The sequence below is a fragment of the Bacillus sp. MYb56 genome, assembly GCF_002976445.1.
In the GTDB taxonomy this organism is placed as follows: Bacteria; Bacillota; Bacilli; order Bacillales; family Bacillaceae_G; genus Bacillus_A; species Bacillus_A mycoides.
Genome location: NZ_PCOH01000035.1, coordinates 32266 through 45157 on the forward strand (window position 1 = coordinate 32266; position 12892 = coordinate 45157).

Genomic DNA, 12892 nt, shown 5'->3' on the forward strand with positions numbered 1-12892 from the left:
AAATAATATATAAATCGTTGTATAAAAATAGCATGTTCAATAACTGTGAAATGAAATATAGGATAAGAAGCCTTCTTCGTTAAAGTTGGCTAAAGGCTCTATACTATGATAATGTGTATAGGGATAAAGCAATATACTTTTGGGTAGGACAAGATGAAATAATAAAAAGGGAATGTCTATTTGTGTGGGGAAGACTTCATTCTTACGGATGATTAGATCGATTACTCAAGTTTCAAAGGGCAAGTTATCTCTCATACTATCTAACATCATTGAGATGGGTCTAAGCGCATTAAAATGGACTACAGAGTGTGTGTATAGTTAAGGGTGAAAGGAGATTACCGATGAACGAGCAACAACGATTAGCAAGTCGACAAGCAAATTCCTCTACGAAAAAAGAAGAGAAAGATTATAGTAAATACTTTGAAAGTGTATACCAACCACCTTCCTTGAAATTGGCGAAAAAGCGTGGGAAAGAAGAAGTTAAAATTGAAAGAGATTTTGGCCTACCTGAAGAGTTTCGCGATTTTGGCGCAGGAAGAAAGTTTTACATCCGTACATATGGCTGTCAAATGAATGAGCATGATACAGAAGTAATGGCTGGGATTTTTACAACACTTGGATATGAGCCAACCTTTTCAACTGAAGAGGCAGATGTAATTTTATTAAATACTTGTGCAATTCGTGAAAATGCTGAAAATAAAGTGTTCGGTGAACTTGGTCATTTAAAATCATTAAAGCGAAGAAATCCGGATCTTATAATTGGTGTATGTGGTTGTATGTCTCAAGAGGAATCTGTTGTAAATAAAATTATGCAAAAAAATCAGCATGTAGATATGGTGTTTGGTACACACAATATTCATAGATTACCGTATATCTTAAAGGACGCAATGTTCTCAAAAGAGACGGTAGTTGAAGTTTGGTCAAAAGAAGGGGATGTAATTGAAAACCTTCCGAAAGTACGTCGTGGTGATATTAAAGCTTGGGTAAATATTATGTATGGCTGTGATAAGTTTTGTACATATTGTATTGTACCGTATACACGCGGAAAAGAGCGTAGCAGACGTCCAGAAGATATTATTAAAGAAATTCGCCATTTAGCTGCGAACGGTTATAGAGAAATTACGTTACTTGGACAAAACGTAAACGCATACGGTAAAGACTTTGAAGATATACAATATGGTCTTGGCGATTTAATGGATGAACTTCGTAAAATCGATATCGCGCGTATTCGTTTTACAACGAGTCATCCACGTGATTTTGATGATCATTTAATTGATGTTCTTGGAAAAGGTGGTAACCTAGTAGAACATATCCACTTACCGGTTCAATCTGGTAGTACAGATATGCTTAAAATTATGGCGCGTAAATATTCGCGAGAACACTATTTAGAGCTTGTACGAAAAATTAAAGAAACCATTCCGAATGCAGTGCTAACGACTGATATTATCGTTGGTTTCCCAAATGAAACGGATGAGCAGTTTGAAGAGACGATGTCGTTATATCGTGAAGTAGGATTTGATACGGCATTTACATTTATTTATTCTCCGCGTGAAGGTACACCAGCTGCAAAAATGCAAGATAATGTTCCGATGGAAGTGAAGAAAGAGCGATTGCAACGCTTAAATACACTAGTGAATGAATATGGAGTTAATAAGAATAAGCGTTATATAGGTCAAATTGTAGAAGTATTAGTTGAGGGAGAAAGTAAGAATAATCCTGAAGTACTTGCGGGATATACACGTACGAATAAACTTGTAAACTTTGTTGCTTCAAAATCTTTAATTGGTCAGCTTGTGAAAGTAAAAATAACGGAAGCAAAAACTTGGTCTCTTAACGGGGAATTGGTTAAGGAGCCGATTGAGGTGAAATAATAGATGAAAGTATATACGAAAGATGAAATTGTTGAGCAAGCGAAAGAATTAGCGAAAATGATCTCTGAAACAGAAGAAGTCGATTTCTTTAAGCGAGCAGAAGCACAAATTCATAAAAATGAAAATGTAAAGCGAGCAATTGATGAAATAAAAGCTTTGCAAAAACAAGCAGTAAACTTGCAACATTATGGGAAATGGGAAGCTTTGAAAAAAGTAGAAGCTGAAATTGATGCACTTCAAGATAAGTTAGATAATATCCCAGTTGTACAGGAGTTTAAATCTTCACAAACGTATGTAAATGACTTACTACAGCTAGTTGCTAGTACCATTTCTAACAATGTAACAGATGAAATATTAGTTTCAACTGGCGGCGATGTGTTGAAGGGTGAAACTGGTGCAGCAGTAGAAAGTAAAAAAGGAAATTGTGGTTGTTAAAGAGATGTCTTATTGACATCTCTTTTTTTTAGTGGGTTATATCGGAAATTCTTCTCAAAAAAAAGAATGACACATTCCGCTATTGTCACGCATATGATTAAGTGAATAGTGATTGAGGAGGGTTACGAATGTCCGAATTTAGAGAGATTATTACAAAAGCAGTGGTTGGAAAAGGACGTAAGTATACAAAGTCAACGCATACATGTGAATCGAATAATGAGCCAACAAGTATTTTAGGGTGCTGGGTAATTAACCATTCGTACGAAGCGAGAAAGAATGGAAAACATGTGGAAATTGAAGGTTTCTATGATGTAAACACTTGGTATTCATTTGATGGAAACACAAAGACTGAAGTTGTAACAGAACGTGTTAACTACAATGATGAAGTAAGTATTGGGTATCGTGATAAAAACTTCTCTGGTGACGATTTAGAAATTATCGCTCGTGTAATTCAGCCGCCAAATTGTTTAGAAGCTCTTGTATCGCCAAATGGTAATAAAATTGTTGTGACGGTAGAACGTGAATTTGTAACAGAAGTAGTTGGGGAAACGAAAATTTGTGTAAGTGTAAATCCTGAAGGTTGCGTAGAATCAGACGAGGATTTCCAAGTCGATGATGATGAGTTTGAAGAATTAGATCCGAACTTTATCGTCGATGCAGAAGAAGAGTAAGAGAAAGCTAGGGAGAAGTTCTTCCTAGCTTTTTACAGTACATAAGTGGTTCTGCATCAACATGATTCCTTATGAAATGTGCTATAATGAGGAAAGACTCCTGGAATAGGAGATATGGATGTCCGTGAAGTGTGACATATATGAATATAGATTATTATGTAAGAATTATGGAGGAAAGACATGACGCAATATACGCCTATGATACAGCAATACTTAAAGGTTAAGGGAGACTATCAAGATGCCTTTTTATTTTTCCGATTAGGTGATTTTTATGAAATGTTCTTTGAAGATGCGGTTAAAGCAGCTCATGAACTTGAAATTACATTAACGAGCCGAGATGGTGGTAGTAGTGAACGTATACCGATGTGTGGTGTACCGCATCATGCAGCTAAAAATTATATTGAACAACTTGTTGAAAAAGGATATAAAGTAGCTGTTTGTGAGCAAGTGGAAGACCCAAAAACAGCTAAAGGTGTAGTACGTCGTGAAGTAGTACAACTAATTACGCCAGGAACGATGATGGAAGGGCGTACAATAGACGAGAAGGAGAATAACTTCTTAGCAGCATTAACACATTTCGAAGATGGATCTTATGCGCTAGCTTGTAATGACTTAACGACTGGACAAAATACAGTGACATTATTAACTGGTTCAGTAGAAGATATTTTATTAGAAGTGTATGCGACTGGTTCAAAAGAAATTGTTGTAGATTCTACATTTTCAAAAGATGAATTAAATAAGTTAACTGAAACATTAAAAATGACGATTTCGTATGAAGATACAACAACTATTCCAGAAGGATTAGAACATCTTGTGAAAAGTGTTTCCCAAGCAAAATTAATTAAAGCAATTGGACGCTTATTTAACTATGTGATAAGAACACAAAAACGTTCGTTAGATCACTTGCAACCAGTAGAAATTTATTACACGAATCAATTTATGAAAATTGATGTGCATTCAAAACGCAATTTAGAGTTAACAGAGACTCTTCGCACGAAGGAAAAGACAGGCTCATTATTATGGCTATTAGACAAAACAAAAACGGCTATGGGTGGGCGTATGTTAAAACAGTGGATGGAACGTCCACTTATCCAGAAAGAAAAAGTTGAAGAGCGTTTAGAAATGGTTGAAACGTTTGTAAATGATTACTTCTTACGTGAAGATTTAAAAGAAAAGTTAAAAGAAGTATATGATTTAGAGCGTTTAGCAGGGAAAGTTGCATTTGGTAATGTAAATGCACGGGACTTATTACAATTAAGACGTTCTTTACTGCAAGTACCAGCTATTTTAGAAGCGATTAGTCTGTTAGATAATGCTTATGCAGCAAGGTTAATTCAAGGTGCAGATCCATGTGAGAGCTTAACTGAATTACTGGGAAGAAGTATTCAAGAAAACCCACCGCTTTCTATTAAAGATGGAGATATTATTAAAGATGGTTATAATGATAAGCTTGATCAATATCGTTACGTTAGTAAAAACGGAAAAACGTGGATTGCTGAGCTTGAAAAACGAGAGCGTGATATTACAGGGGTTAAATCATTAAAAATTGGGTACAACCGTATTTTCGGCTACTATATTGAAGTGACGAAGGCTAATCTTGCAGCACTTCCAGAAGGGCGCTATGAGCGTAAACAAACGCTTGCAAATGCTGAACGTTTCATAACAGATGAATTAAAAGAAAAAGAAACATTAATCTTAGAAGCAGAAGAGAAAATTGTACAATTAGAATACGATTTATTTACAGCGCTTCGCGAAGAAGTCAAAGTATTCATTCCGAAATTACAGCATTTAGCGAAAGTAATTAGTGAACTAGACGTACTGCAAAGCTTTGCGACAGTTAGTGAAGAAGAGCAGTTTGTAAAACCTGTTTTAACAAATAAGCGCGAAATCTTTATTAAAGATGGTCGTCATCCTGTCGTTGAAAAAGTATTGAACGGGAAATTGTATGTACCGAATGATTGTATTATGCCGGAGAAGATGGATGTCTTTTTAATTACAGGACCGAACATGTCTGGTAAAAGTACGTATATGAGACAATTAGCACTTGTTACTGTTATGTCACAAATTGGTTGTTTTGTACCAGCGACAGAAGCAGTATTACCTGTCTTCGATCAAATCTTTACGAGAATTGGTGCAGCGGATGATTTAATCTCAGGTCAAAGTACATTTATGGTTGAAATGTTAGAAGCGAAAAATGCAATTGCAAATGCATCAGAGAGAAGTTTAATTTTATTCGATGAAATTGGACGCGGTACATCTACGTATGATGGTATGGCACTTGCGCAAGCAATCATTGAACATATTCATGACCAAATTGGTGCGAAAACATTATTCTCTACACATTATCATGAATTAACAGTGTTAGAAGAAAGTTTAGACCAACTAAAGAATGTACATGTTTCAGCAATTGAAGAGAATGGAAAAGTAGTTTTCCTTCATAAAATTCAAGATGGAGCGGCTGATAAAAGTTACGGAATTCACGTTGCTCAACTTGCCGAGCTTCCAGAGAGCTTAATCGCTCGCGCGAAAGAAGTGTTAGCACAACTAGAAGGACAGGAAGAAATTGTTATTCCGAAACGAGTAGAAGTGAAAGTGCCAGAAGTCGCTCCAGAACCAGTTGTTGTAAAAGAAGAACCAGCAGAAATACAAGAGACGAAAGTAGAGACTGAGGAAGAATCGCAATTATCATTCTTTGGTGGAGAACAGTCTTCGAAAAAACAAGACAAGTCAGTTCTAGATGCAAAAGAAACGGCAGTACTTGCACAAATTAAAAAGATTGATTTACTCGATATGACGCCTTTAGAAGCGATGAATGAACTGTATCGTTTACAGAAAAAGTTAAAGAAAGGATGAGTAAGTAGATGGGGAAAATTCGCAAACTCGATGATCAACTCTCTAACTTAATTGCGGCAGGGGAAGTAGTAGAGCGCCCTGCCTCAGTTGTAAAAGAACTCGTGGAAAATTCCATCGATGCGAATAGTACATCTATTGAAATCCACTTAGAAGAAGCTGGATTATCGAAGATTCGCATCATCGATAATGGAGATGGTATTGCTGAAGAAGATTGTATCGTTGCATTTGAACGACACGCAACGAGTAAAATTAAAGATGAAAATGATTTATTTCGTATAAGAACGCTCGGTTTCCGCGGAGAGGCCCTGCCGAGTATTGCCTCAGTGAGTGAATTAGAGTTAATTACGAGCACAGGTGATGCGCCTGGTACACACCTTAGTATTAAAGGTGGAGACATTATAAAACAAGAGAAAACGGCAAGCCGAAAAGGAACAGATATTACTGTACAAAACTTATTTTTTAATACACCAGCGCGCCTTAAATATATGAAAACGATTCATACAGAGCTTGGGAACATTACAGATATCGTGTATCGTATTGCAATGTCACATCCAGAAGTATCGTTAAAACTGTTTCATAATGAAAAGAAATTGCTTCATACATCAGGAAACGGTGATGTAAGACAAGTACTTGCATCGATTTACAGCATTCAAGTTGCGAAGAAGCTTATTCCGATTGAAGCTGAGTCTCTAGACTTTACAATTAAAGGATATGTAACATTACCAGAAGTAACGAGAGCATCGCGTAACTATATGTCAACGATTGTAAATGGTCGTTACGTTCGAAATTTCGTATTAATGAAAGCAATTCAGCAAGGATATCATACGTTATTGCCAATCGGAAGATACCCAATCGGCTTCTTATCAATTGAAATGGATCCAATGCTTGTTGATGTCAACGTACATCCAGCAAAATTAGAAGTACGCTTTAGTAAAGAACAAGAATTGCTAAAGCTTATCGAAGAAACATTGCAAGCTGCATTCAAAAAAATACAACTCATTCCAGATGCTGGTGTAACAACGAAGAAAAAAGAAAAAGATGAAAGTGTGCAAGAACAGTTCAAGTTTGAGCATACAAAACCGAGAGAATCATCTATGCCTAACATCGTTTTACCAACAGGAATGGATGAGAAACAAGAAGAAACAACGACTGTAAAACAACCAGCACAACTGTGGCAACCGCCGAAGCAAGAATGGCAACCACCACAGTCACTCGTAAGAGAAGAGCAAAGCTGGCAGCCATCCTCTAAGCCGGTAATAGAAGAAACGGTTCGAGAGGAAAAGGAATGGACTAGCAACGATGACGATTTTGAATTAGAGGAATTGGAAGAAGAAGTCGGGGAGATAGAAGAGATTGAAATGAACGGTAATGACTTACCGCCGCTTTATCCAATTGGACAGATGCACGGAACATATATTTTCGCTCAAAATGATAACGGGCTATATATGATTGATCAGCATGCTGCGCAGGAGCGCATCAATTATGAATATTTCCGTGATAAAGTGGGACGAGTTACGCAAGAAGTACAAGAATTACTTGTACCGTACCGCATAGATTTATCTCTTACCGAATTTTTACGTGTCGAAGAGCAGTTAGAAGAACTAAAAAAAGTCGGACTATTTTTAGAGCAGTTTGGCCATCAATCCTTTATCGTTCGTTCGCATCCAACGTGGTTCCCGAAAGGACAAGAAACAGAAATCATTGATGAGATGATGGAGCAAGTCGTCAAACTAAAAAAAGTTGATATTAAAAAATTACGTGAAGAAGCAGCTATTATGATGAGCTGTAAAGCATCGATTAAAGCAAATCAATATTTAACGAACGATCAAATATTCGCTTTACTTGAAGAACTTCGTACAACAACAAATCCATATACATGTCCGCATGGAAGACCGATTCTGGTGCATCATTCTACTTATGAGTTGGAGAAGATGTTTAAGAGGGTTATGTAGGGTTAAACTCTTTAATGTGAAACATTAAAAGACACCTTATTTTAAGGTGTCTTTTTGAGTTTCACATTAAGATTAATACCATATTCTATTGTCTTTTTCTTTTCCACCATGTCTACTATACAAGCTGCCAATTCCCGAATACCATATTCTATTTTATCTTTATTTACTTGAGAGATACTTATCCGGATTACCTTGTGTTTGTTTCCTTCTAAATACATTCTAGATGCATTATCTACATAAATATGTTTTTCTTTTAACGAATGAATCAGCTTGTCAATGTTTATATGTGAAGGTAAGAAAATAGTAAGATACAAACCACCTTTTGGCTTAGTAAATTTTATATAGCTTGGTAAATAAGATGAACAAGCATTTAATAAGATAGTCATTTTATTAATGTACAATTTTTTTACATTATCAATATGATAATGTAACATTCCACCTTTTATATATATTTCTAAAGCGCCTTGTGATAGTGTCGACGTATTGAAATCAGCAATAAATTTATATTGTACAAATTGATCAACCATCGCTTCAGGGAGTATAACTGTTGCGATGCGTAATCCTGGTACAAATACTTTTGAAAAACTTTTAACATAAATAACTCTTCCGTTAGGTTCGTATGCAAATAATGGATCTGCCTTGGAATCCACATCAAATTCTGCCAAATAATCATCTTCTACAATGTAAACATCATATTTTTCGGCAAGAGCAACGATTTTTTTCTTGTCTTCATTTGTATAATGATGGCCAAGTGGATTATGGAATCTTGGCATAGTATAAAAGAATTTAATATCTTCGTCACGGAATAAAGACTCTAGTTTACCGAAATCAATACCCTCCATTGTTAAATCAATTCCAAGTATCTCATTTTGATTTAGCAGTAAGGTATTTATCATACCATAATAGGTAGGTTGCTCAATTAATACTTTTTTCTTTCCGTTTAAGAATGGCATTATTGATAGTATATTTAACGCTTGTTGTGATCCGGAAGTAATAACAAGTCGCTCAGGCTTCGTAAATACTTGTGAATCTTGTAAGTAATTTACTAACTCTTTTCTTAACGATAATAACCCTTGCGGCTCACTATAAGCAAAGATTTGTGTTTTATAATGCTCAATTGCTTTATTGATACAATGCTGGAAATCTTCATACGGCATGGTTCGTTCATCTGGACCTACAGATAAAAAATCAATATTTTCATTTTCATCAGGTATTAAGTGTGTATCTACTACGTAATAACCACTTTTAGGTTTGGGATAAACAATATGTTGTTTTTCTAATTCAAATAATGCTTTTACCACCGTATTTTTACTACATTGAAATTGGTCAGCCAGTGTTCGGATAGAAGGTAATTTATCTCCTGCTTTAAATTGCTTACCTTCTATTTGTTGTTTCAACCATACTAAAATACCTCTATATTTTGAAATCATATAAATTCTCCTTGCAATCTGTACCATGATAGATAAGAAATTCTACTGTACAGAAAAAATCTGATAACAATTACAATCATAATTTAATCAGCTTAAACAGTTTAATAATGATTATGAAGTACATTTATGTACTTGTGAAGGGGGAATTGAACAGAAACTAAAATTATATGTTTCTATTTTTTAAACATCGATATATTTAAGTGTCATATTATTTATTGCTTCAATTATTCTATATTGTATCGTCATACATTTTCCTTGGAATCTGTACCATGACAGATGTTAAATTCTATTATATAGAAAATATTCGATTTCAATTACAATCATATTAAATTAGTTTACTTATTTTAACTATGACTAGAAGGTTGTATTTATGTACCTTTAAAGGGAGGATCGAATGAAAAATAATATAAGAAAAGGAATGCTTCTAGGATTTATTGGTGTCATTTGTTTTAGTCTAACACTACCTGCAACAAGAACCGCCGTACCTTACTTTGGTGCGACAATTGTTGGGTTAAGCAGAGCGGTTATAGCAGCAATAATTGTTGGTATTATTTTTATTAAAAAACAAGAAAAATTACCAACTAAAAACCAACTAAAAAGCCTATGGATTGTAGCTATCGGTACTGTACTAGCCTTTCCGTTATTATCAACCTTCGCTATGAAATCGTTACCTGTATCACATGGAGCGATTGAAGTGGCATTACTACCACTTGCGACAGCTGGATTTGCAATGTGGCGTGGAGGTGAGAGACTTTCTAAGCGTTATTGGATTTCGAGTAGTATTAGTACGATAACAGTTATTCTTTATGCCTTTTACTTAGGCTTAGGCCAATTACAAATGGCTGATATAGCACTAATAGCAGCTGTATTAATTCTCGGATTAAGCTATGCAGAAGGTGGAAAACTTTCAAAGGAGTTTGGAAGTTGGAAAGTAATCGCATGGGCGAATTTAATTGGTGCCCCATTCTTTATAATTCCTGTTGAACTAAGTATATCCAGTGATATGCTCCAAGCACCTATAGAAGCCTGGATTAGTTTATTCTACTTAGCCATCGTAAGTCAATTTTTAGCTTATATTGCTTGGTATGGCGGCATGTCTTTAGGTGGTATTGCAAAAGTTGGTCAGTTGCAATATTTACAGCCATTTTTAATGATTGGTTTTTCTGTTTTATTCTTAGGTGAATCTATTACATGGTTAACAATTTTCTTAGCTTTTATTGTTGTCATCTGTGTAATTATTGGTAAAAGTGATCCTTTAGTTAAGAAAGAAGTACAATACGAAAAGCATATACTTCATAAATAAGATAACAATTTTTTGAAAGCTAATTAATAATTTCAGTGAGAAGCAGAATCAAAAATTCAATTGTTGAAAATGAAATTTAAACAAATCAAATATTGAATATTTACTATGCCATTAATACATGAGTTTTTAAACGTATTTAGTTATAAATGAAAAGAAAATTGAAATTTACGGAGGATTAACAAGTAATGAGTGATGAACAACTTACAGATTTATTTAAGGCATTATCAAATACAACTCGATTGAGGATAGTACAATTACTGAAAGATCCAGAAAAAAACTTTCCTCCTCAATTTCCTAATCAAAGAGGAGAAGACTTTCCAGGAGGAGTTTGTGCAGGGGATATACAAAATAAAATAGGTTTAGTTCAATCAACGACCTCTCGTAATTTGTCATTGCTGCAAAGGTGTGGCCTTCTAGAGAATAAAAGTGTGGGCAAGTGGTCTTATTATCGCAGAAATGAAAAAGTAATTAAACAGTTAGACTGCTTTATTCGTAAAATCCTGTAATACAAGATAAAAAATTGTTTAAGGAAGTGAAAGCATCATGAAATCAGCATTAAATAACATAATCATCTCCTTAATTTTTGCGGTAGGAGGGATAATTTTTCTTCTATTTAATTTAAAAGGAAATCAAGATTGGGTCTTAAGTTGGATAGGAGTATTACTGGCATATCTATCTTTGGCAATTTTAATAGATTTATATAATAAAAAAGTATATTACACAATATTTCCTAAAATACTAAAAAGAACTTTGTTTATTTCCTTTAATGCTGCTGTATTAGGAATAATAGTGGGTATAGCATACCAACTACTAGGAAAATGGAATCTTACTATAATGATATTTATTGGTTAATAATTTTGTTATTACATGTAATTACAATAGTAACATTAGCGACTTTAATATTTGTGAATCGTAGTAATCAAAATTATAAACCATTATATAAAATTATTATGCTTTTAAACATTTGTCTTACTTTAGGACCAGTATTATATCCAGTAGTTTTAACTATTATTGGAAATTGCATAAACAGTAGTACAGGGAATTAATCTTCGCCTAAACCTTTCCATACTTATTCAGACTCAATTCTAAAATTCGATATAACAAGTATCAAAGGTTTTAAATCATTATAGGGAGAAAATACAACACTTCAAACAACAACATCAAAATTTCGGGGTTATTTAGGTTTTCAGAAACTTAGGCGTACAGATTAAGACGATTTGTCGGTAGTATTCCTTTTGTAGATTTGTGCTATTAACGGCGTTGACGAAATTTTAAATTTAGGCTATTATGTACGTATATCAATGGAATTGGGTAGTAATTGTTTTAATACAAGCTAAGCCTATTCATTAGTGTGCAGAGAAGTTTTTAGGTACTTCTATGCATTTTAATGGATGGGCTTTTTTATGTTATATCGGAATAATATATGATGAATCCATACTAAAATATCCTTGATTGGAGTGAAATATATGGAAGTTAAAAGGAATCTAAATAACAATGTCGTTATTACGGAGGATAAAAATGGAAAAGAGATAATTGTTATGGGAAAAGGAATAGGCTATCAAAAATCAAAAGGTGATGTGATTGATGAAAGTAAGGTAAACAAAATTTTTCGCATAGCCAATCAAGATATATCTAATAAATTACAAGAACTGCTAAATAACATACCCATTGAGCATATGAAACTCTCAGATGAAATTATTGGATATGCTCAAAGAAAATTAGGTAAAAAACTCAATGAAGGTATTTATATTTCATTGAGTGATCACACGCATAATGCAATTCAAAGGATTAAAGAAGGAATTCAGATTAAAAATGCACTGCTATGGGAAATAAAACGATTTTATAAAGATGAATTTAATATTGGAATGAAAGCACTGGATATTATTGAAAAAGAGACGCACATTCGTTTACCTGATGATGAGGCGGGTTTTATTGCTTTTCATATTGTAAACGCTCAGTTGCATAAAGAACAGCCAATCGTACATGAGATCACACAGTTGATTCAAGAAGTGCTGACAATTGTAAGGGTTCATTTTGGTATTGAGATTATAGAAGAATCGGTTTCCTTTTATCGTTTTATTAGCTATTTAAAGTTTTTCGCTTCCCGGCTAATTAAGAATAGCACATACAGTGATGAATCTGATGAAGAGTTATTTGAGATTATTAAAAATAAGTATGTGAAGGAGTTTGAATGTGTTTCAAAGATTCAACTATTTATCCAAAAGAAATACGGACATTATTTAACTTCAAATGAAATGATTTATTTGACTATTCATGTAGCAAAGGTAGTTCGGGAGTCGAGTAGATAGGTAAAAGAACATTAAAGACCAACTATGAAATGTCAAGCGTGAAATACAATATAAATGAAGAGTGTTTA

Annotated in this window: 9 protein-coding genes and 1 pseudogene; 9 read left to right on the forward strand and 1 reads right to left on the reverse strand. The window is 34.2% G+C overall.

Annotation, left to right across the window (positions count from 1 at the left end):
• The first annotated feature begins 341 nt into the window (after window positions 1–341).
• From miaB to mutL, 5 genes are all read left to right on the forward strand, one after another.
• Window positions 342–1871 (forward strand): tRNA (N6-isopentenyl adenosine(37)-C2)-methylthiotransferase MiaB, encoded by a 1530-nt coding sequence (gene miaB / locus CQ058_RS26815; RefSeq protein WP_002190483.1) that lies wholly within the window; start codon window positions 342–344, stop codon window positions 1869–1871.
• 3 nt (window positions 1872–1874) lie between these two features.
• A complete protein-coding gene (locus tag CQ058_RS26820) occupies window positions 1875–2306 on the forward strand; it encodes a YlbF/YmcA family competence regulator (protein WP_002033698.1) in 432 nt (143 codons plus the stop codon).
• A gap of 128 nt (window positions 2307–2434) precedes the next feature.
• A complete protein-coding gene (gene cotE / locus CQ058_RS26825) occupies window positions 2435–2977 on the forward strand; it encodes an outer spore coat protein CotE (protein WP_002014610.1) in 543 nt (180 codons plus the stop codon).
• Between the two features lie 180 nt (window positions 2978–3157).
• Window positions 3158–5830, forward strand: a complete 2673-nt coding sequence (gene mutS / locus CQ058_RS26830) for a DNA mismatch repair protein MutS (RefSeq protein WP_105590065.1) — start codon at window positions 3158–3160, stop codon at window positions 5828–5830.
• Between the two features lie 8 nt (window positions 5831–5838).
• Complete coding sequence (mutL, locus tag CQ058_RS26835; protein WP_002033700.1) at window positions 5839–7782, forward strand: DNA mismatch repair endonuclease MutL; 1944 nt, start codon at window positions 5839–5841, stop codon at window positions 7780–7782.
• Between the two features lie 41 nt (window positions 7783–7823).
• On the opposite strand, the gene CQ058_RS26840 is transcribed toward mutL, so the two are convergent.
• A complete protein-coding gene (locus CQ058_RS26840) occupies window positions 7824–9212 on the reverse strand; it encodes an aminotransferase-like domain-containing protein (protein WP_002190481.1) in 1389 nt (462 codons plus the stop codon).
• Window positions 9213–9606: 394 nt separating this feature from the next.
• On the opposite strand from CQ058_RS26840, the gene CQ058_RS26845 reads away from it, so the two are divergent.
• The 4 genes and pseudogenes from CQ058_RS26845 (at window position 9607) to licT (ending at window position 12824) form a co-directional block, all read left to right on the forward strand.
• The gene (locus CQ058_RS26845) at window positions 9607–10515 is read left to right on the forward strand and encodes a DMT family transporter (RefSeq protein ID WP_002192704.1); all 909 of its coding nucleotides are present in this window, start codon (window positions 9607–9609) and stop codon (window positions 10513–10515) included.
• Window positions 10516–10700: 185 nt separating this feature from the next.
• A complete protein-coding gene (locus tag CQ058_RS26850) occupies window positions 10701–11021 on the forward strand; it encodes an ArsR/SmtB family transcription factor (protein ID WP_002190479.1) in 321 nt (106 codons plus the stop codon).
• Window positions 11022–11058: 37 nt separating this feature from the next.
• A pseudogene (locus tag CQ058_RS26855) lies at window positions 11059–11561 on the forward strand (DUF3902 family protein).
• Window positions 11562–11981: 420 nt separating this feature from the next.
• The gene (licT, locus tag CQ058_RS26860; RefSeq protein ID WP_105590066.1) at window positions 11982–12824 is read left to right on the forward strand and encodes a BglG family transcription antiterminator LicT; all 843 of its coding nucleotides are present in this window, start codon (window positions 11982–11984) and stop codon (window positions 12822–12824) included.
• Window positions 12825–12892 lie beyond the last annotated feature (68 nt).

What these genes read in the sequence shown, in the direction of transcription:
- miaB (WP_002190483.1), top strand. Translation starts at nt 342, where the DNA reads ATGAACGAGCAACAACGATTAGCAAGTCGACAAGCAAATTCCTCTACG.
- CQ058_RS26820 (WP_002033698.1), top strand. Translation starts at nt 1,875, where the DNA reads ATGAAAGTATATACGAAAGATGAAATTGTTGAGCAAGCGAAAGAATTA.
- cotE (WP_002014610.1), top strand. Translation starts at nt 2,435, where the DNA reads ATGTCCGAATTTAGAGAGATTATTACAAAAGCAGTGGTTGGAAAAGGA.
- mutS (WP_105590065.1), top strand. Translation starts at nt 3,158, where the DNA reads ATGACGCAATATACGCCTATGATACAGCAATACTTAAAGGTTAAGGGA.
- mutL (WP_002033700.1), top strand. Translation starts at nt 5,839, where the DNA reads ATGGGGAAAATTCGCAAACTCGATGATCAACTCTCTAACTTAATTGCG.
- CQ058_RS26840 (WP_002190481.1), bottom strand. Translation starts at nt 9,212, where the DNA reads ATGATTTCAAAATATAGAGGTATTTTAGTATGGTTGAAACAACAAATA.
- CQ058_RS26845 (WP_002192704.1), top strand. Translation starts at nt 9,607, where the DNA reads ATGAAAAATAATATAAGAAAAGGAATGCTTCTAGGATTTATTGGTGTC.
- CQ058_RS26850 (WP_002190479.1), top strand. Translation starts at nt 10,701, where the DNA reads ATGAGTGATGAACAACTTACAGATTTATTTAAGGCATTATCAAATACA.
- licT (WP_105590066.1), top strand. Translation starts at nt 11,982, where the DNA reads ATGGAAGTTAAAAGGAATCTAAATAACAATGTCGTTATTACGGAGGAT.